The sequence below is a fragment of the Shewanella sp. 10N.286.51.B2 genome, from assembly GCF_041469265.1.
In the GTDB taxonomy this organism is placed as follows: domain Bacteria; phylum Pseudomonadota; class Gammaproteobacteria; order Enterobacterales; family Shewanellaceae; genus Shewanella.
In genome coordinates, this window is the sequence record NZ_JBFRKH010000010.1 from 1 (window position 1) to 21,208 (window position 21,208).

The window sequence follows — 21,208 nt, forward strand, 5'->3', positions numbered from 1 at the left end:
TAAGAATTTAATGGCAGTAATCTGCTTGCAATAATAAATATAAGACTTTAATGGCAGTAACCTGCTAGCAATAAAAAATATACCAATATATGGCATTAACATGCTTATTAAAATACTAAGGGGGAAGTACGGTATGTCGACGAAAATAAGTAAAAAAACAAAACCCATCCATAAAATAGGGAAGTTCAAGCTTTCACCTATAGCAAAATGGATGAAGCTTGCTGCATTTACTTCTGTAACCAGTTCTTTTGCATTTTCGACAATAGCACAAGAAGCAGAAACTGAAAATCTAGATAAAGTTGATAATGATATAGAAGTTGTTGTAGTTACTGGTACACGTAGAACAATTCAAGACCAAATTGCAATAAAGCGTGAATCTACCACGGTTGTTGACGGTTTATCTGCTTCAGATATTGGTGATTTACCTGCACTTTCAATTGGTGAGGCGCTAGAATCATTAACGGGTGCATCATCTCACCGTGAAAATGGTGGTGCTACTGAAATCAGTATTCGTGGTTTAGGCCCATTCTTAAGTGCCACTCATATCAATGGCCGTGAAGCGACCAATGGTAGTGGTGACCGTTCAGTTAACTTTTCTCAGTTCCCATCAGAGCTGATGCAGAAAGTGGCTATTTATAAAACACAAGACGCTTCAATGATTGAAGGTGGGGTTGCCGGTGTTATTACCCTGGAGACACTTAAGCCTTTAGATTTTGCTAAGCAACGTTTTCAGGCTGAAGTAAAAGCTAACTACAACCCAGACCAGGCAAACGTTGACAACTCACTTCAAGATGATTTGGGCTACCGTGGAACACTCAGTTATGTTGACCAGTTTGAGTTTGATAACGGTCAAGCAATTGGTTTGAGTGTAGGCTTTCAACGTCAAGATATTAGCCAGCCAGAAGCTGAATATAGAAGCTCAAGCCCAACGGGTTCATCTTTGTGGGCATGTTTGAATGATCCAACCGATACCAATACCGGTTTTTTCCGTAGCTCAGCGGGCGATTGTGAAGATGGTGTAGATGGTTCGAGTAACCAAGGCTACAATAATAAAATTGATCCAGAAACAGGTCTTGCAGTCGATGATGGCAGGGAATACGCATGGACTGGCTCAAGCCGAAGCTTCCGTCAAAATGAAACATCTGATGAAAGAGACGCTTTATTCTTTGCTCTACAATACCAACCCTCAAATAATTGGGATATCAATTTTGATGCGCAAATTTCAGATCGTACCCAAGCAGAAGCGCGTCATGATTTAATCTTCTTACAAAAGCGCGTTACACCGGGTGTAACGGGACAGAATCTGATCACAAACGATGTTGGCGGTATTCTACATTGGGAAGGTGAAGAACGCATCGAATCAGCGGGCGAGCAATTTTCACGTGAAGAAAATTATCGTGGTTATGGCTTGAACGTTGAACATTTTTTCTCTGATGATCTAAAGATTAGTGTTGACCTTGGCTATTCTAAAACCAGCCGTGAAGAATTACAAATAACAAACCGAGGGAGAACGAGCGATCGTCCTTACATATCTTGGGATTTAGGTGAACATATTCCTCATTTCACAGTGACTGATTTTGATGTGACTGATATTTCCAATTTTACTGATAGCCTTCGTACTCGTATCGACAGAGAAAATGTCCGCGACAACGAAATTATGGGTGCACGCGTTGATATTGATTATATTCTAGACGGTGATTTTTTTAGTGGCGTTCAAGCTGGCGTTCGATTTTCTGAGCTAACGTTTGTTCAATATGGCGGCACGAACGGTAATGGCTCAAGAACGACATATGATTTAGGTGAATCTACAACATCGGCCATCGATGTACTTGAAGGTTGCCAAATTGCCTTCCCTGAGACTGATTTTTTATCTAGCGTTTCTGACGGTAATATTATCACCCATGTTGATAGTTCAGGAAATGTTGTAGAAAGCGGTACAGGCGCTTCGTGGGCAACTTACAATAACGAGTGTTTCTCTCAAGCAGTCGCAGCATCACAAGGCGGCGAATTCGCATACCCAGAGGTTACATACGAGAATACGGGCACCATTGACGTAACAGAACAAACTACCTCTGCTTATGCAATGCTTAACTACGACACTGAAATGTTTGGTAAATTTATTCGTGGTAACTTTGGTGTTCGTGTAGTGAATACTGACGTTACTTCTATTGGTTTTAGAGACACTTTTGACACTGTCACTGATCCGGCGACAGGTGTGGTCGAACTAGTAGCAAACGGTAATATTAAACAGATTGAATCTGGCGGTGATTACACTGAAGTACTACCAAGTGTTAACTTAGTCGTTGATTATGATGACAATATTCTCCTAAGGGCCGGTATTTACCGAGGTATGTCACGTGCAGATCCCTCTGATCTAGGTTATAGCCGTGAATTCCTAACTGATGATTCAGATGACCCTACATCGGTTGAAGACTTGTTAGTGGGGGCTCAAGGGGCAGGTAATCCTGAACTTAAACCATTAATGTCATGGAACTATGATGCTGCAATTGAATGGTATCCAAGCGATGACTCGATGGTAGCGTTAGGTGTTTACTACAAGCAATTCAATGGCGGTTTCCAACAGCAAACACAGTTAGAGACGTTTATCGTTGACGGTGTGGAAGTTTCTTTACCTATTACTAATTCAGTCACTACTGACGAAAGTAGTGACCTTTATGGTTTCGAAGCGTCATTTGCGTATCGTTGGGATTTAGGTATTGGTGTGAAGCTTGGCTATAACTGGGCAGATACAAACTATGAGTTTGAAGATAGTAACTACGGTAATACCTTTACGACTGATTTAGATGGCGTTGTTGTTCAGGATAAAGTAGGTATTGTTCCTCCAGCCTCAGTACCAGGATTTTCTGAGCATGTATTCAATGGCCAGATTTACTATCAAATAGGCGATTTTGATACTGCGCTTATCTACAAGTATCGTAGCGAATACTTCCAACCATACACTTCTAACGGCACAAGACTGCGTTATGTTGATGAGGCAGGTACTTGGGAAGCTCGTGCTGCATACAAAATCAATAAACACGTTCGTGTTAAAGTTTCAGCAATTAACTTGTTCAGTGAGCCTCGCAGTGATGACTTCTATACCCAAGGTAACTTGGGTCAAGTAAGTGATTACGGTCCACGCCTGTTCGCAGGTGTCAGCTTTAAGTACTAGCCAAGTATAGTACTTAAATAAAACAAGCTAAATTTGGAAAAGAATCTTTTTGGAGTCATAAAAATGAATAATAAATCCTTTATACCGCTCATCATTGCGACAGGTCTATTAGGTTGTGGCGGTGATGACGGTGCTGAACTAAATGGAAATACTCGCGGTAGTATAGCAATAACCGGAAGCAATTTTATCGATGGCGAAACAATCTCTGCAGCAGCTACTGATGCTGACGGAATTATAGCTGACACACTTACTTACGTATGGTCAACAGGTGTTATTGGTACATCCATCACCATTACTGAAGCTGATGAAGGTTCAGTCATTTCTGTTTCTGCTAATTATACTGATGAGGCAGGTTTTACCGAAGGTGTTGGTGCATCTACACCTGTTATCAACCCAACCTTAAATGTTTCTGCTAGCATTATTAAGGGCCCTATTGATGGTGCAACTTGTGACATATTTAAAGTTGATGATAGTGGTGCTGCGGTTCTTCCTGCACAAGCTGCTGCAACCTCTGATGTTTCAGGTGGCGTTACATTTAGCAACGTACATTTCGAAGGTACGGGTTTAATTGCATGTACTGGCGGTACTTATACGGACGAATCAACAGGTTTAACCTTAGATGCTCCTCAACTAAGATCTGTAGTGAATGTAGTTGAAAATATAGTAGAGACTGATGCAGCGGGTCTGGAAACTATACTACCACCACCTACCTATGTTGTTTCTCCTTTAACCGAAATGGCTGTTCAAAACGCGGGTAGTGATTTAAACCAGTTTGCTGACGAAGCTAAAATAATTAATGCTCGTTTTGGTATTCGTTTTGATACAACAGAAGTGCTTCCTACTTTAGTTGGTACTGTTGAACTTGGCGCTGATGGTGCTGAAGATGCTGATAGATATGGTTCTGTGCTAGCGCTACTATCACAAGTTGATGCAGACAACGCAGACGCAGATTTATCTACCGTTATGCAAGATCTTGCAAGTGACGTCGCTGATGGTTCTTTTTCTGAAGAGTCTTTAGTGACACTTGAGACAGCACAAATTAATTTGCAAACTACTTCACAAGTTGCTGATTCAGTTGATGAAGCGTTACTTGACGTCATTGGCGCGTCTGTGGGTTATAACAATGACCCTGTTGCTGCAATCATTGAAGGTGAATTGGGCGGTACTGTTCAACATACTGCTACGCTTCCATTAACTGGTTCATTAACCATTATTGATCCAAACTTTCAAGAAGATGCTTTTGTTGCGCAAACTGATGTAGCACTTGATTATGGTACATTTAGAATCAGCGCTGACGGTAGCTGGTCGTATACAGTTAATACTGCAAACGAAACAGTGGCTAGCCTTGAGTTAGGTAATTCTGTAAGAGATTCAATCACTATCGCTTCTATTGACGGTACCACTGCTTACATTGATATTCGTGTAGCTTCGCTTACTCAGGTTGTAAAAATAAGCGATACAGGCGGCGATACGGGTGAGCTTAGATTTAGCGTTGATAACCTTCGTCAAGGTAAACTAAGTGCTTCTTTCACTAAAGAGGTTGCGCTTGGTAGTGATGGAAATATTAAAGATGCTTATATTACGCTTTATGGTTCTTCTGGTAGTTCTAGTGAAGCGTTAATGGATTTACGTATTCAAGGAACTCAAACTGGAGGCGACGGCACTATAATTGATCCACGTTTCTTTGTTCGAAATACTGACAGTGACGCTTACCCTGGAAATTTAATCACTGCACCATTTGTTGAAGAGCAGTTTTATGATGTAGAGATCACATGGGACTTAGATGCAACAGAACAAATTACCGTGACTATTGATGGTGAAGTGATTGGTGGCGGTTCTTTCTCTACTGCAGCGGTTGTTGACTCTGATTATACAGGCTTAGACCAGTGGTTCGCTGATGGTGTGAAAGCTATCCAATTTAGATTCGGTGATAATGATAGAACGATTCCTTTTGGTTCTTTTTATGTTGATAATATTGAGGTATTTTCTGATACAGCTGGCACAACAAGTATATTTTCAGATGACTTTGAAGGTTATGATGCAGGCGAAACTTTAGATGGTACAGACAGCAAGTATGGCTTAGCTATTTACTCAGAAGTTATCGTATTTGATGCAGGCGATGGCACAGTAGAACCTACGCCAGCAGTATTTTTTGATTTAACTGGAAGAATTGCAAGTAATGAGGCAACGGCAACAGGTGCTGTAAGTGTACTTGACCCAGATGTTGGCGAAGATTCTATTGTTCAGACAACCTTAATGGGTGCATACGGTACATTATCAATATTAGATGATGGCTCATGGACCTATACCCTCGATACCACTGACGCCACGATTGCTGCACTTGTTGTGGGAGAAAGTGAATTAGATACCTTTACGATTGAATCTTTTGATGGTACTACTGCTGAATTAGTAATCACAATCACTGGTACAGTTGTTGTTGCTACTGGAGATAATAATGTCGCTAGAATGGCTGATACCTCAACAGACGCTGATGCTGAATTACGTTTAACAACAGACCCACTTGCTGAAGGCTCTATTTCTACAACCCTTAAGTTACAAGCCATTGCTGGCTTTACCGCTACAGATGGTGTTTCTGAAGATAATACTGCTTATATTAGTGTTTACGGAGGCTCCGCTTCTTCAGGTAACTTAACGGGCGAAATTGTCTTTACTAATGATGGTACTGTTAAATACCGTGATGCAAATAAAGATCAGCAAATCATTGATGGCTTAACGTATACAGATGATACTGATATTGATGTAGTGCTTGAATGGACTGCAACAGGTTATTCTGTGTCAATTGATGGTGGCACAACGTTCTACGGCCCTTATGTTGCCATTAATACGGGCAGTGCAACACAAACCTATCAAATTCGTATTGGTAGCTCTTCGAAAGAGTCAGCAAAAGAATTATTAGCTGATGACATCGTCATTGCTGATGATACAGGTTCGGCAGTTCTGTCTGAAGACTTCGAGATATTTGCTGAAGGTGAAGATTTAAGCACGACTTATTCAAGCTCTGCTGAAGCAACCGTTATGACCATAGCGGGAAGTAGTGTAAATAAAGTTGCCAGAATGGCTGATACAACAACAGACGCTGATGCTGAATTACGCTTAACAACGGACCCACTTGCTGAAGGCTCTATTTCTACAACCCTTAAGTTACAAGCCATTGCTGGCTTTACTGCTACAGATGGTGTTTCTGAAGATAATACTGCTTATATTAGTGTTTACGGAGGCTCTGCTTCTTCAGGTAACTTAACGGGCGAAATTGTCTTAAGTAATGATGGCAGCGTTAAATACCGTGATGCAAATAAAGATCAGCAAATCATTGATGGCTTAACGTATACAGATGATACTGATATTAATGTAGTGCTTGAATGGACTGCGACAGGTTATTCTGTGTCAATTGATGGTGGCACAACGTTCTACGGCCCTTATGTTGCCATTAATACGGGTACCGCAACACAAACCTATCAAATTCGTATTGGTAGCTCTTCGAAAGAGTCAGCAAAAGAGTTATTAGCTGATGATATCGTGATTGATGATGCAACAGATACGGCGGTTCTATCTGAGGACTTCGAAAGTTATGCTGTAGGTGACGATCTAAGTACGATTTACTCTAGTTCTGCCGAAGCAACAGTGCAATAAGGCTAATCAACTCGCAGTTGTAAATTAATGTTTTAAACAATGTGTTAAAAATGCCGCTTATTGATAGCGGCATTTTTTGTTCTTATTTTGTAGACCAAAGTGTGCTATTTGAATGCGACTTTCGCTCTTTTAAAGGGTTAGTTGTATCCAACATTTAGCTTAGAGCTAATTTTATTGGGTTATTTTGTTAAACTCGATAAGTTGACAGTATCAATTGATCAAATGAACCGCTTTCTATCTCATCAATTTTAAACTTATCTGGTTAGCCGAAACTTTTCTAAAACGCTAGGCTAGTTTAACTATGCTATGTTTATTGGTGCTGTGGTTGCGGCTTTCAGCAGTCTTTGTCGTTATATAGTCATTAGCCTTTAGTAACTGAAAAGTTAAGAGTGGGTAGGGCGTTCAGGCTTCCAATCTAGTTGAAAATGGCATTAATGATTTCTTTAAAGTGTATGTTTGTAATTATGTCGGGGTAGCGTTATGCGTTGGCGTGGAAAGCGTAAAAGTAGCAATGTAGAAGATCGTCGTAATACGCAAGTCTCAGGTGCTGGTGGCTTTGGCCGAGGTGGCGGGGGCATTTTACGACTGCTACCGATGATATTTAAGGTGCTTGGGTTTAAAGGAACCGCGATACTGATTGTGGGTGTGGGCGCTTACGGATTATTTACCGGCAACCTAGGTAATATGTTAGGTGGACTTGGGCTACAACAAGAAACCTCTACAGGTGTTTCTACCGCGCCATTAACTGAAACCGCAGCAGAAAGAGAGCAGGTTGATTTTGTAGCGGTTATTCTTGCGGACACGGAAGAAACCTGGACTGGTTTATTTCAGCAGCGGGGCATAACCTATCAAGAACCCAGCTTGGTGTTGTTTCGTGATGCGGTAAAATCTGCATGTGGTATGGCACAGTCTGCTATGGGGCCATTTTATTGTCCTGCAGACCAACAAGTTTACATTGACCTGAGTTTTTTTGAGCAATTAAAAAACCAGTTCAAAGCGCCTGGAGATTTTGCCCAAGCTTACGTTATTGCCCATGAAGTGGGTCACCATATTCAGACTCTGCTGGGGATATCCAGTGAAGTTCATGCCGCTCGCAGTAAGTTAAGCGCAGTTGAGGGCAATAAGCTGTCGGTTAAGCAGGAATTGCAGGCGGACTGCTTTGCTGGTGTTTGGGCAAATCATGCCAATAATAGCCGTCAGTTACTTGAAACGGGTGATATTGAAGAGGGCTTAACTGCAGCAAGCGCTATCGGTGATGATACCTTACAAAAACAATCACAAGGCCATGTCAGCCCTGACTCTTTTACTCATGGCAGCTCGGCACAGAGAGTGAAATGGTTTCAAGTCGGTTTTGCCAGCGGCAATATGGAAAGTTGTGATACCTTTAAAGGCAGTTAGAGAAAAGAATGTCGAGTATTATTAAGCGAGTGAGAGTTTAATTGAAATAAAAAAGCCGTTGATATTCAACGGCTTATTAGTACCTAGCTTATAAAGCGTTTAACTTATAAGCTAACGATAAGTTAATGTCGAATTACTTCTCTAGTTTAGTGAAGTAGTCGAAGATAACAGGTACGTCATTTTGACCAAGGCCAGCATCAACACCTGCTTGAAGTGCTTTAGACGTTCCTTCAGCGATTGGTGACTCAGTACCTAAGTCAGAAACCATTTGTAAAAAGTAACCAAGGTCTTTGTTTGCATTGGCAACCGAGAAACCTAACTTCTCTTCGCCATCGACAGCATAGAACTTAGTGAACTGCATGAATGGTGAGTTAGAAGGGCCAGCAGACATAATGTCGAATAATTGCTGACCGTCAACACCTGCCGCTTTTGCAACTGCAAACGCTTGAGACATAGCAGTAACAGTAGTCATACCAATGAAGTTATTGATTAACTTAGTTGTGTGACCTGCACCTAATTTACCTAGGTGGAATACGTTTTCACCTTGCTCTTCTAAAACAGGTTTAACTTTGTTGAATGTGTCGATGTCACCAGCAGCCATGATGTTTAAAAGACCATCTTTAGCGTGAGCAGGAGTACGTCCAAGAGGCGCATCGATCATGCCACAGCCTTTTTCGGCAAGCGCTGCACCAATTTTGATAGTAGAAGCAGGGATAGAAGTTCCGAAGTCTACTAATGTAGTACCTTCTTTCATTCCGGCTAGAACACCATCTTCACCGTATACAATTTTTTCAACAACTGCAGAAGTTGTTAGACAGAATTGAACGATATCAGAAGCCGCTGCTAATTCTTTACCAGAAGTGAATTGGGTAGCATTGCCACGAGCAAGAACTGCATCAACTGCATCTTGGTTAAGATCCATAACGTTAACTTGGTAACCACGTGTTTGTAGGTTTTCAACCATGTTGCCGCCCATAAGGCCAAGACCGATGAATCCGATGACTGGTTTTGTCATTTCTAACTCCTAAATATATTGATATATGCTTATCTGAATTGAAAGTTGCTCACCTTAATATGAAGGTGGGCAATGTTATTTATATAAAAAGTGCTCTAGAGCTCAGGCTAGTTAACTTATTAGCTCTATTTAAGAATTAACTCTTTATCTATTAATCGTGTCGTGTTTCTTAACATTAGATGTCGTTTACAAGGCTTTTATATCGCCCAATACTCACTTACCAATTTGTATTACAATATGGTAGGTATAGTCGTCACCTTTGTCAACCAAACACTATTTGTTCTCTTGCAAAAGTGTGACTAAAAAAGGGTTGGCTGTTATTTTGAGCAAAAACACTCGAAAATGAATTTTTGTGTAACCTAAATCACATTAATGTTTTTATTCAACTACTTGCTCTGTTCTGCTTGTGTATTGAACGTGTCATTACTGAACAGTTAAGTGCTAAATATATTTCGGTATAAGACTGAAAGTCTATAAAACAGTGCTTTTAGTCTTAATCGGAATATTGATTAATCTACATTTTGTATTATCTATGTGACCTTTAATTTGTCTTTTATGAGAAAAGAGCCTATCAACTGATAGGCTCTACATTACCATGTTCTCATTAGAACTTAGCGCGAACACCGACAGTGTAGCGACGATCCGCTTCACTGTATTTCCACACTGAATCCAGTTCAGTGGTGTATTCAATTGGTTCGCCTGTGAGGTTTACCACATTGCCTACAATGGTGAAGTTATCATTGATATCCCAACTTGCTGAGAAATCAAGTTGACCACGTGCTTCACGGTAGTTATTACCAACAGTTGCATCATAATTATCAGAGGTAGGATCATTTTGGTTAAAGACGTTATAACCTAATGCGCCGACAGTTTGAACACGTTTTTCTGCTTGTGAGTATAAGTAACGGTCACGCCAGTTGTACGCTAAACGGAATTGCAATCCCTCATTTTCCCAGTAAATTTGTCCATTCGCGGTGTTTTCCGAAATGTTCAATAATGGGTTACCATCAGGTTGTTCACTATCTGCATAGGTGTAGTTGGCATTGACACCGAAGCCAGACCATAAGCCTGGTAATGAGGTAAATTGTTGTTGGTAACCTAGTTCAATACCTTGAACACTACCACTACCACCGTTAACATCAGTGTCGACCACAATACCTGTTTGGCCTGCAGCTTTTTGAGCATCAACATAAGCTAAGCCTTGATCTTCTGTAGCAAAGTTGACATCACCTTGGCTTTGACCTGCTGTATCAAGTAAACAAATGTTGCCCCATTCAGTGGTATTTTGTCCTGAAACCGTATTGGCATCAGCTAAACAGCTACTGTCGGTTTGAGTAAATGAGTTAACATCTTTGTAGAATAATGCTGCTGAAACGATACCGCCGTTACCAAAGTAATGTTCTACTGAAAGATCATATTGTGTAACACGGTAAGGCTCTAACTCGTATGAACCTTGAGTACCAGTCACTAAAGAGTTATCAATAGTTAACGAAGGGCTTAGTTCATCAAAGTCAGCACGGCGCATCACTTTTGCCGCTGCGAAACGTAATAAAGTTTCTTCAGTTAGGGTATATGTGACGTTTAAACTCGGTAAGAAATCTGAGTAATCATTTTTACCGGTATCAAGCACTTTATTACCGTTGGCATCGACTGATGCAACCACGCTTGATTCTAAGTCAGTTTGAATATAACGTCCGCCGACAACAGCGGTTAAATCATCAAAGTCTAAGTGAACTTGTGCGTATATAGCGCTGGTTGTTTCATTAATCTCTTTATAGGCACTTGAATCTTCGACCATATTATCGGCTAAAGTACCGTTCATTGCATATGATGTATCTTGCAACATCTGTTGAACTAACGCATAAGTTTGTTCGGTATTTTGCAATTGGTCAGCGTCATATACATTATATGTCAACATATCATTTTGACCGGCAATGCCTGTTTGGTCGAATGAGTTACTCATGTTAACCACATTCATGCTGTCGCTAAGCAGTGGGTTGTCAATCCAAATAGGGCTATATAAACCATCAGCGTTGGTGGCTTTTTTATATGAGTCCTTAAGGGTAGTGCCATTAGGTTTTAGGTCAAAACGGTTAGCAGAGTAATCTCTGTCAGTAAAGCGTACACCTGCTTTAACAGCTGAAACCCAATCGACACCAACATCAGAAATCTTAAAATCAAATCGAAGTGCTTGTTCTTCATTCTCAGTTTCTAAGGTTTTATGGAAAAACTCACGGAAAACTAAGTTATCAGGATTGGTTAGCATGCCATTATCAGCATAGGTGTAACCTGGGATACCACTGCCACTAAATGAACTACTCGTGCTGGTATGAGTGACTAGGTCAAGGGTTGGATCTGTACGTTCGATTGGACGTAAATTAAATTCATTGGCGGTTTGTTTTTCTTTTGACTTTGATAATGAATATTCGGCTGAAAGTTCAATATTATCAGACAGAAACCACTCACCTCCAATGGCATGTGAGGTTGAGTCTGATGTGGTAAAGTCACTCCATGTTTTAGGAATAACCAACACGCCATCTAGATCGTAATTGTGTAGTTGGCCATTGCTGTCATAGTAAGAGTCATCTCTAGCAACAGTACTACCACCCACATCAAGAATTGAATATGCTGATTGACCACCGTCTAACTTGGTGCCGTTTAAATCAAGGTAAATATTGGCGTTGGCACTTTCTGGTTCCCACTGTAGTGAGATACCCACAGCTGTACGTTCACGTTCTTCTGTTTTTTGTTCTGCCGTTGTTTGGGTTCTACGCAGGTATTTACCATTTGGTCCGCCAGAATCATCGACTGTGCCATCACCATTGATATCAATATTGTCTAGTAAATCAACTTTATTGAAGTACTCATCACGGCGTAATTCACGGTCTAAGTAAGATAAATTAGCAGAAGCACCAAACGTACCGGCACTGCCTAAATCCCAATTATTACCCAGTCCCAATGTGAAGTTAGGAGCAATATTTTCTGTTTTATCTGCATATTCACCATCAAGAGTAATAGCCACTAATGGCTCACTCAGTTCGAGTGGGCGAACCGTTTGCATATTAACTGTACCACCTAACGCACCTTCAATCATGTCAGGTGTTGGCGACTTAATGACTTCAACTGTTTTTAAGAAGCTTGAAGGGAAGTCGGATAAATTAATACCGCCACGACCAGGGCCTGCTGTAGAACGGCCGTTTAGTAAAATAAGGTTTTCTGATACGCCACGAATGGTAACTGATTCACCCACACCAAAATCTGTTGCTATTGAAACACCCGTGATACGTTGTAGCGCTTCTGCAATATTGTTATCAGGTAACTTACCAATATCTTCAGCGACAATCGCATCAACAATTCTATCATCGGTACGTTTTAGTAGATTAGCTGCTTTTAAACTACCAAATATGCCACGAACGGCAATGACTTCAATTTCGTTTGTGTCGCTAGCGTCTGCATTTGTCTGGGCTTCAGGCTCTGCTGCCATTGCCGACATTGATAACATTGCCGTTAATGTTGCGCCAAAAATACTAATATTATTTGCTTTACTTCTAGCCCCAGTAAACATCGAACTTATTTTATTCAGCTTCATATTTCCCCCCAAGAAATCATTAATTTTTGTATGACCAATTGCTGTTCTTTTAATCGGTTGATACATTTATATAACATGTTACCAATAGTCGCAACCATTATTACCAAATTATTAATTTTGTTATACCAAAGTGTATGTCGGCAGCCGTTTATTTTGTAAATCAGCTGAATAAGGATTTGTTTAAAGGAGCGGTTATAATCAGAATAGCTTAAATTTAGGTGAATGAAAGTTAGATAACTGATTGACGGTGAAAGGATACTTCAATATTCTACGGCCTTCATAATTTAATGGATTAAAGACATGATGAAGCCAAAAATTAATTTTCTATTACTGCCGATACTTATTTTAATGATTCTTAGCGGTTGTAGTAGCAATCCTGTGTTACACCCTGAGCCCATTACCTTGTCTAGCGCTCGATTTGGTCATGCCGCAGTCAATGATGGTCAAAACATTTATGTATTGGCAGGGTCTAACAGCACTGGTTATCTTTCCGACATTGAAATCATTGAGCCTATATCAGGTAAAAAGCAGGTGTTAGCGAATAAACTCATCCCAAGAAGGTTTTTTTCTGCGGTTTGGGATGGGCAAGAGTCAATTTATATTATTGGTGGTGTCAGCTTTGAGGCCCAAAAATTTAGATTTGAACACCGCGTAGAAGTGTTTAATACCGTGACCCACCAAGTTAGCTTTGCCAAGCCGTTACCTGCACCAACAAGACGTAATAGTGCCGTTTTGTTAAATGGTAATATTTATGTTGTTGGTGGCTCATACCCTAAAAATGGTCAGTTAGCACCGAGTGGCTTAGTCGCTGTGTTAAATGGTGAGAGACAAGGCTGGGTTAGAGCGGCCAATATGCCAACGGCAAAAGAAACCAAAGCAGTTGTTCATGATGGTTATATCTATGTGGTGGGTGGCTATGATAATAAAAACTCATTAACAGCTTTTGAAAAATATGATCCGCAATTAAAAAAGTGGCAATCATTACCCGCTTTACCTGAAGCTATCAGTGCCCATTCAATGTCAGTGGTTAACCAAAAGCTGTTTGTATTTGGCAGTTATAACAATTTGACATTAACTTACGCATACGATTTTGTCAGTGAGCAATGGATGAAGATTGATATTGGTTATCAAGCCAGTAGACATAATGCAGCGACCACACTCGGTGACACCACTTATGTGATTGGCGGCAATACCGACATAAAAGGTCAATATCTGAAAGATATACAAGTCTTTAAATTGTAGTTTTAGCGAATGTAAGCTTATTCAGGCTGTTCACAGCTGAAATCAATCATGCCCCATCAATGGCTACTTTTTAAAGGTTTAGCGGACGGGGCATGTTTGAACTATCTACAATGGTCGATAACTACAGCTGATAACCCGCCTTTTTAAAGCTTGATAGTCGCTATTTATAAGCACCATCAGAGTAGGTTAGTTCATAGCTATGTGAGTATATTTCAAGGATATTCCCGAACGGATCTTCCATGTATATCATGCGATATGGTTTTTCACCTGGGTAATAAAAACGTGGTTTTGCCATACGTTTTTTACCACCAGCAGCAACAATTTTTTCTGCAAGCCCTTCAACATCAGGATCTTGAACACAAAAGTGGAACACGCCGGTTTTCCAATATTCAAAGTTATCTTTTGGATTTTGCTGATTTTTAAACTCAAAAATTTCAACTCCAACTCTATCACCAGTGGATAGATGAGCAATGCGAAAGTGTTCCCAACCACTCCCAAATACATCAGTACACATTTCACCAATGGCGGAGTTATCTTCTTTAATTTCAGTGGGCGCCATAATGAGGTACCAACCTAATGTCTCGGTATAAAACTTTACCGCGGCTTCAAGATCGGGCACTGATATACCGATATGGCTAAACGTACGTGGATATGTCATCTGTGTTCCTTATCATATGAGAATTGGCATAGTTTATTACTGCTCAAATATAGCCAAACTATAGAAAGTTGCACTGAAGATACGGCTGAAGTGGTTTATTCGATCAACAGAAATCATTTAGATAAGGTGAACTAGGCTAAGGAATGCGTGTATGGAAGGTTATCGCTCTGGTATATAAATAAAAAGCCAGCATATTGCGGGGCAAAATATGCTGGCTTTATTGTGTTGTAGTGATTATCTAAATTTTGGTTTGTTTATTGATTTAGTTTTCAACTTGGTACTTTTCAAACCACCACAATATATGGGCCACTTTCGACATCAAAACTGTGGTTTGTTTATTGATTTAGTTTTCAGTTTGATACTTTTCAAACCACCACAGTATATGGGCCACTTTCGACATTCTAAACTGTGGTTTATTTGTTGATTTAGTTTTCAGTTTGATACTTTTCAAACCACCACAGTATATGGGCCACTTTCGACATTCTAAACTGTGGTTTGTTTATTGATTTAGTTTTCAGTTTGATACTTTTCAAACCACCACAGTATATGGGCCACTTTCGACATCAAATTACTGGGCCTTTTATAAATTCCATGGGGCGCATCAGGAATTCGCACCATAGCAGTATCAATATTGCGTAATTTAAGCGCTTGATAAAACTGCTCAGTTTCAGCAATAGGTGTACGTTGATCTGCTTCACCGGTTAATAGCATTGTTGGGGTGGTGATATTACCCACATAGCTGATGGGTGATAATTTCATGTAATGGGCGCTGTCTTCCCACGGCATTTTCTCGAACCAGTTTTTAATCACAAAAGGGTAGATATCAGTTGTTAATACAAAGCTATACCAATTGATTACCGGTTTTGCGACCACAGCCGCTTTAAATCTGTCAGTGTGCCCCACAATCCAGGCAGTGAGCACGCCGCCGCCAGAGCCGCCAGTAACAAATAATGCATCTTCATTAATCGCATCTTGTGCAATAACACCATCAACCACAGACATTAAGTCATCATAATCTTGGCTTGGGTAGTTATTATAAATAGTTTGGGCAAACTCTTTACCGTAACTGTCACTACCACGGGGGTTAGCGTATACCACTACGTAACCACTTGCCGCCATCAGTTGTATTTCAGCTGAAAAGTGCGGCCCATAATTGGTGACGGGTCCACCGTGGATTTCTAAAATTAGCGGGTATGTTTTACCGGCTTTTATACCTGCTTCGTAACCCGGTGGGTAAGCGACCCATGCTTGAATATCGCGCTGGTCAAACGAAGATTTAACATTGAGCTCTTTAATAGTGGCCAAGGTTTTGTAATTAAGGGCGCTATCGCTAAGGCTAGTTAGCTGCTTAGTTTTGCCTTTTTTAGTAATGGCGACATCAGCAGGACGTTGTGGGTCTGAATAGGTAAAGGCAATGGTGCCATCTGCTGCCACATCAAATTGGCTACCGGTATATGGGCGGCCAAATGCTAATCCACCAAGATTTTCAGCTACCAGCTTACGTTTGCCGTTAAGGGGTTGATAAGCAACATAGGTTTCGCCATGGTCATGGTAATTAAAGTAAACTGCTTTACTGTTATCAGCCCATTTTATGCTGTTAATTGAACGGTCTAAATTGGCGGTTAATGAATGTTTACCTGAACCATCAATATTCATGATGTATAGCTCAGTATTTTCGTAATTCTTATGGTTTTGATCTGCGCCTAAATAAGCAATGTATTTACCATTTGGCGATACCATTGGGCTGATATCTGGGCCGACTCTATCGGTTAACTGAGTCACTTGTTTGGTGTTGAGATCTAAGCGGTACAGATTATTATCAGTCCATTCTAAGTCACTTTCTGCGCGTTTATTACTGGAGTAGAACAGTTGCTTACCGTCCTGGCTCCAGCTTAATTGACCATTATGATCATATTCACCAGAGGTTAATTGACGGGCTGCGCCGCCATCTGCTGACATCACAAAGATGTGACTATTGCCGGGTTTACTAAAGCCTGCGCCATCAAAGCGGTAATACATATCATCAATATAAACTGCAGGTTTTGCCCATTCAGCACCTTTAGGCATGCCCGGTAATGACACTACTGATTTTGGTTTGCTAGCGACAAAACGCGTAAAAGCCAACTGTTTGCCATTGGGTGACCAAGACAAGTTAGCGGGCGAATCAGCAAAGTGGCTGATTTGTGCAGCGTCTCCCGTTTCTAACCATTTCATATGTATTTGTGGCTTGCCGCTTGCGGTAGAAATATAAGCTAACTGAGTATTATCAGGTGACAGTGTTGGCGCATAATCAACATGTAGACCATTAGTTACTGGCGTTAGTTTTTTGTATTTATCGACCTTCCAAATATTACCGAGTTTTTTATCTGTTTGAATGTCCATATAGTTACGAACAAAAAACACTTCATCACCATCGTTGTTGATAGTAAGGCCAGATGCATATTGCAGATTGAAAACATCTTCTAATTGCAAAGTGGAGTCAGTATCTTGCGCAAACACCATCACTGACGCAAAAGGGGCAATTAATAATAGGCCCATGCTTTTATTAAATATATTCACTAAATTTAGTCCTTTTTGAGTTATTTTTAGCGATTTTAGAAAAGTCCTGTGCAGGTTTTTGTTTGCTAACACATGTATTTCATTAAACACCGAGTGAGTAAATTACCATATGTAGCGTAAATGACAAGCCGATGTGAATCGTTGTTTACATTTGTGGTAAATTGAGTATATTAAATGCAAATTAACTCTCTTTTAAATGGTTATAACAATGCTAACAACCACACCAGTCAATAAAAGTTTCTTTAAAGGTCTCTCGCTAGTTGCGATGTCTTTAACCAGTTTATTAACGCACTCTGTACTCGCTGACACCAAAGTAATACATGCAGGTGAGCTATTAGCTATGCCGGGTAAGGCGCCATTATCAAAGCAGACAGTGGTCATTAAAGATGGTGAGATTATCGCTGTAGAACAAGGGTTTATTGCGGCTTCAACCTACGGTAGTGATGCTCAGTTTGTCGATTTATCTGATCGCTTTGTGATGCCAGGTTTGATGGATATGCATGTTCATTTACAAATGGAATTTGGCCCGGATAATATTAGCGATACGGTTAAACTGTCTGATGCAGATATCGCAATGAAAAGTGTTCATTATGCTAAAACCACTCTGATGTCGGGCTTTACTACGGTGCGAGACTTACTCAGTGAACCAGAGCAAATGTATGCCTTACGTGACGGGGTCGAAAAAGGCTGGATTGACGGCCCGCGTATTATCGCCGCTGCGGGTGTTTCAATAACGGGGGGGCATTTAGATGTCGATGGCATGGCGCCGGATTTGTTAGCAATGAAGTCACCAATGACGATTTGTGATGGGCCTTTTGAATGCCGAAAAATAACCCGAGAAGCGATAAAATATGGCGCTGACGCTATTAAGGTCGCCTCTACTGGTGGGGTGTTGTCTGACACAAACACGGGTACTGGTCAGCAAATGACTGATAATGAATTAAAAGAAATTGTTGCTACAGCCCATGGGTTAGGGCGTAAAGTTGCCAGTCACGCACATGCTACGGCAGGTATTAATGCCGCACTTCGAGCTGGAGTCGATAGTGTTGAGCATGGAAGCTATGCCGATAAAGAAACCATCAAGTTATTCAAAAAAACGGGGGCGTATTTAGTTCCTACCTTACTGGCAGGTGCTACAGTTGTCGATATGGCTGAAACCTCAGACTTTATGTCAGCGCCCATCAAAGCCAAAGCGATTCGTGTCGGCGCAGATATGCTTGCCAATTTTGAAAAGTCTTACAAGGCTGGTGTTAAAATTGCCTTTGGCACCGACAGTGGTGTTTCTAAGCACGGTATTAATGCCCAAGAAGCAGTATTAATGCATCAAGCTGGCATGACCACCGCAGATATTTTAAAGTCCGCAACCGTTAATGCTGCTGATTTAATCGATATGAGTGACAAACTCGGCACCATAGAAACAGGCAAGTATGCAGATATTATTGCTTTAGATTCAAGCCCGTTAGACAATATTGCACAGTTACTTGATGTGGGGTTTGTGATGAAAGGTGGCAAGATTTACAAGCAGTAATAACCTCAACGGTAAACATTGCATAAAAGGCGCTACGGCGCCTTTTTTCTTGCTACAAGCTTTTAAATTATAAGGATTAAGTTACATATATGACATTTAGTTCGTAACTGGAAACTTAACAATAGAATCTTTTCTTAATGGTAATTCAAGTCGATTGACTTAGTGATTTAGTGATTTAGTGACTTAGCCAACAAAGATTACCAAAAATGTTATTAGCCTCTAAACTAAAATAAGCGCTTAACGAGTTGTAATTAGCTTAGCTATATTCATCATTAAATAAAGGCAGGTAATAATGGCACAAGATAAGCCAAGTTTTATTGAGCTATTTGGGCACTTATATAACCCCGCTGATGGCTCAGTTAATCGAGCTGAGGGCTCTAATCATCAGCTTGAAGGCCCTAGCAATCAAGTTAGCGGCGCTGTTAATCACACTGTTGTTAATGATAGTGGTCAATACACTAATCATTCTTTAGGGGTGTCTTTTACCAAGCCAGCAGGTTGGCATTTCATGTCGTTAAAGCCGTTTAACATGTCTAAACCAGCCGATGAATTAACACACACTCCTTTTACTAGAGATTTAATCAATGCTGACAATCCAATTGTGGTGATGTCGCAAATCAATGCTCAATATAGCCGCACCATGGGGCCTTCCATCAGTGTTTATGCCGAACCTTTTACTTATCAAAAAGGTGAAAGCTTGCATGGGTTAGTGAAAGGGTTTGAAGCCTTATACAAAAAAGGTTTAAAGCAATACAAGATCCTCAGCATCGCTAAAGAATTCAAAATAAATCAGTGTGACTCAATCGAATATACCTCACAGTTTTTATTTAAAGCGACCTGGGCGGAAAAACTCACTCGGAATCGGTGCCTTATTTCGGTGAATGAACCAATTATATTCACTTTTAATATGATTGATGTACCTAAAGATGAATTAGTAAATCCCGCTAATGATAACCCTTCACATGATGCCCAATATATATTTGATCAATTTAAAGCCAGTATTCGCTACTTTTGATGGTTTAAAAAGCGCCTTTTTTACGATTACGTGATTCAGACTGAACTGAGTTTATCATTTTGCCAAAGGCTTTTTCTTTAGCCCTTTTTTCCGCTAAGGTGGCACCATTTAACGCTTGTTCACGCATAAGTTTTTGATAACTAGCATAGCGCCGAGCAGTAATTACCCCAGACTCTATGGCTGCACGAACCGCACAACCTGGTTCATTGGCATGACTACAATCAGCAAAACGACACTGCTGGGCTAATTCTGTAATTTCACTGAAGGTTTCATTTACGCCTTGCTCGCAAGCGCCAAGTTGTAACTCGCGCATACCTGGAGTGTCGAGTATTAAACCGCCTTGTGGCAAAGTCTTTAAGGCTCTAGAGGTAGTGGTATGACGGCCTTTGCTGTCATCTTCACGTATATCACTGGTTAATTGTGCTTCAAAACCCATAAGTCCATTTACTAGCGTTGACTTCCCGACACCTGATGAACCGAGTAGGGCAATAGTGTTGCCCTGCTTACAGTATGTATCTAGTACTGATAATTGTTCTTTGTCCAATGCATTAATGGCATGCACCATCATAAATGGATCAAGGCTTTGTACTTGGGCTAGCTTATCATCTAAATCTTGACAAAGATCCGCTTTAGTTAAAATGATGATCGGTTCTACCTGAGCTTCTTTGGTTAAAGCTAAATAGCGCTCTATTCGGCTAAGATTAAAATCCTGATTCAACGAACACACAATAAACACACTATCAACATTAGCTGAAATTAGTTGTGTTTCGACTTTACTACCTGGGGCTTTACGTTGGAATAAGGACTGTCTGTCTAACAGTCTATGAAATTGATTATCACCATTGAATAATACCCAGTCACCGACACATAAACGTTCAGCAGCTTGTGAAAATGATTGATTTAGGCTGCAGTGACCATGCTCTGATAACACCACAACACCGCTGCGGTGCTGTTCAATTACCCGGCCTATGTTGAAGTCAGTAAACTCATCGAGAGTGAGTTGTTGTTGAAAGAAAGGGCGCCAGCCGAGTTGGGATAAAGACGGAAGTGTATGCATAGTTTTACCTTGAAGGCCTGTTTTTTCACGAAAAAGTTCTGATACAAGTTTTGATACAAGCCTTTAGTTCAATTACTTTCGAAACAGGAAATGAAATTCTTAATTAATTTTAGCAGTTAAATTGGCTGTGATATTAAACAAAATGCTGCCAATAAGGTACTTAAGTTATCGTCGCTGCCTTTTATGGCTGCCAATTTTAATCATGGGTGCTTATATTACATAGTTGGTAACTTATAGAAGGGATACTTTATATGAAACTTATCAGTAAAGCTTTACAGTTTCAGGGCTTGAGGTGTCAACTGAAATGCTCAATATGGCTCGTAA

At 40.5% G+C, this 21,208-nt stretch carries 11 protein-coding genes; 6 read left to right on the forward strand and 5 right to left on the reverse strand.

All coding sequences use genetic code 11. The annotated features are described in order from the left end of the window. The first annotated feature begins 133 nt into the window (after window positions 1-133). From AB4140_RS02560 to AB4140_RS02570, 3 genes are all read left to right on the forward strand, one after another. Window positions 134-3,172 carry a TonB-dependent receptor gene (locus AB4140_RS02560; protein ID WP_371999677.1) on the forward strand — a complete coding sequence of 1,013 codons (3,039 nt, stop codon included), beginning with the start codon at window positions 134-136 and terminating at the stop codon, window positions 3,170-3,172. Between the two features lie 63 nt (window positions 3,173-3,235). Then, complete coding sequence (locus AB4140_RS02565; RefSeq protein WP_371999678.1) at window positions 3,236-6,823, forward strand: VCBS domain-containing protein; 3,588 nt, start codon at window positions 3,236-3,238, stop codon at window positions 6,821-6,823. A 480-nt stretch (window positions 6,824-7,303) separates the two neighbouring features. Beyond that, the gene (locus AB4140_RS02570; protein ID WP_371999680.1) at window positions 7,304-8,221 is read left to right on the forward strand and encodes a neutral zinc metallopeptidase; all 918 of its coding nucleotides are present in this window, start codon (window positions 7,304-7,306) and stop codon (window positions 8,219-8,221) included. A 133-nt stretch (window positions 8,222-8,354) separates the two neighbouring features. On the opposite strand, the gene AB4140_RS02575 is transcribed toward AB4140_RS02570, so the two are convergent. Both AB4140_RS02575 and AB4140_RS02580 read right to left on the reverse strand, forming a co-directional pair. Beyond that, window positions 8,355-9,236 carry an NAD(P)-dependent oxidoreductase gene (locus tag AB4140_RS02575; RefSeq protein WP_102435635.1) on the reverse strand — a complete coding sequence of 294 codons (882 nt, stop codon included), beginning with the start codon at window positions 9,234-9,236 and terminating at the stop codon, window positions 8,355-8,357. Between the two features lie 604 nt (window positions 9,237-9,840). After that, the gene (locus tag AB4140_RS02580) at window positions 9,841-12,825 is read right to left on the reverse strand and encodes a TonB-dependent receptor (protein WP_102476880.1); all 2,985 of its coding nucleotides are present in this window, start codon (window positions 12,823-12,825) and stop codon (window positions 9,841-9,843) included. A gap of 300 nt (window positions 12,826-13,125) precedes the next feature. Here AB4140_RS02580 and AB4140_RS02585 point away from each other — a divergent pair, with 300 nt between their 5' ends. Further along, window positions 13,126-14,067 carry a Kelch repeat-containing protein gene (locus AB4140_RS02585; RefSeq protein WP_371999682.1) on the forward strand — a complete coding sequence of 314 codons (942 nt, stop codon included), beginning with the start codon at window positions 13,126-13,128 and terminating at the stop codon, window positions 14,065-14,067. Between the two features lie 160 nt (window positions 14,068-14,227). On the opposite strand, the gene AB4140_RS02590 is transcribed toward AB4140_RS02585, so the two are convergent. Both AB4140_RS02590 and AB4140_RS02595 read right to left on the reverse strand, forming a co-directional pair. Next, window positions 14,228-14,725 carry a lactoylglutathione lyase family protein gene (locus AB4140_RS02590; protein ID WP_102476877.1) on the reverse strand — a complete coding sequence of 166 codons (498 nt, stop codon included), beginning with the start codon at window positions 14,723-14,725 and terminating at the stop codon, window positions 14,228-14,230. Window positions 14,726-15,232: 507 nt separating this feature from the next. After that, window positions 15,233-17,263, reverse strand: coding sequence for a prolyl oligopeptidase family serine peptidase (locus AB4140_RS02595; RefSeq protein ID WP_371999700.1), 2,031 nt, complete (start codon window positions 17,261-17,263; stop codon window positions 15,233-15,235). A gap of 286 nt (window positions 17,264-17,549) precedes the next feature. Here AB4140_RS02595 and AB4140_RS02600 point away from each other — a divergent pair, with 286 nt between their 5' ends. Together AB4140_RS02600 and AB4140_RS02605 are read left to right on the forward strand one after the other, a co-directional pair. Further along, the gene (locus AB4140_RS02600; RefSeq protein WP_102435652.1) at window positions 17,550-18,812 is read left to right on the forward strand and encodes an amidohydrolase family protein; all 1,263 of its coding nucleotides are present in this window, start codon (window positions 17,550-17,552) and stop codon (window positions 18,810-18,812) included. A gap of 292 nt (window positions 18,813-19,104) precedes the next feature. Next, the gene (locus AB4140_RS02605; RefSeq protein WP_371999684.1) at window positions 19,105-19,827 is read left to right on the forward strand and encodes a hypothetical protein; all 723 of its coding nucleotides are present in this window, start codon (window positions 19,105-19,107) and stop codon (window positions 19,825-19,827) included. A 4-nt stretch (window positions 19,828-19,831) separates the two neighbouring features. On the opposite strand, the gene rsgA is transcribed toward AB4140_RS02605, so the two are convergent. After that, window positions 19,832-20,884 (reverse strand): ribosome small subunit-dependent GTPase A, encoded by a 1,053-nt coding sequence (gene rsgA / locus AB4140_RS02610; protein ID WP_371999686.1) that lies wholly within the window; start codon window positions 20,882-20,884, stop codon window positions 19,832-19,834. Window positions 20,885-21,208 lie beyond the last annotated feature (324 nt).

Excerpts from the sequence above, each read along its gene's own strand:
- AB4140_RS02560 (WP_371999677.1), top strand. The coding sequence starts at position 134 with ATGTCGACGAAAATAAGTAAAAAAACAAAACCCATCCATAAAATAGGG.
- AB4140_RS02565 (WP_371999678.1), top strand. The coding sequence starts at position 3,236 with ATGAATAATAAATCCTTTATACCGCTCATCATTGCGACAGGTCTATTA.
- AB4140_RS02570 (WP_371999680.1), top strand. The coding sequence starts at position 7,304 with ATGCGTTGGCGTGGAAAGCGTAAAAGTAGCAATGTAGAAGATCGTCGT.
- AB4140_RS02575 (WP_102435635.1), bottom strand. The coding sequence starts at position 9,236 with ATGACAAAACCAGTCATCGGATTCATCGGTCTTGGCCTTATGGGCGGC.
- AB4140_RS02580 (WP_102476880.1), bottom strand. The coding sequence starts at position 12,825 with ATGAAGCTGAATAAAATAAGTTCGATGTTTACTGGGGCTAGAAGTAAA.
- AB4140_RS02585 (WP_371999682.1), top strand. The coding sequence starts at position 13,126 with ATGATGAAGCCAAAAATTAATTTTCTATTACTGCCGATACTTATTTTA.
- AB4140_RS02590 (WP_102476877.1), bottom strand. The coding sequence starts at position 14,725 with ATGACATATCCACGTACGTTTAGCCATATCGGTATATCAGTGCCCGAT.
- AB4140_RS02595 (WP_371999700.1), bottom strand. The coding sequence starts at position 17,263 with ATGGGCCTATTATTAATTGCCCCTTTTGCGTCAGTGATGGTGTTTGCG.
- AB4140_RS02600 (WP_102435652.1), top strand. The coding sequence starts at position 17,550 with ATGTCTTTAACCAGTTTATTAACGCACTCTGTACTCGCTGACACCAAA.
- AB4140_RS02605 (WP_371999684.1), top strand. The coding sequence starts at position 19,105 with ATGGCACAAGATAAGCCAAGTTTTATTGAGCTATTTGGGCACTTATAT.
- rsgA (WP_371999686.1), bottom strand. The coding sequence starts at position 20,884 with ATGCATACACTTCCGTCTTTATCCCAACTCGGCTGGCGCCCTTTCTTT.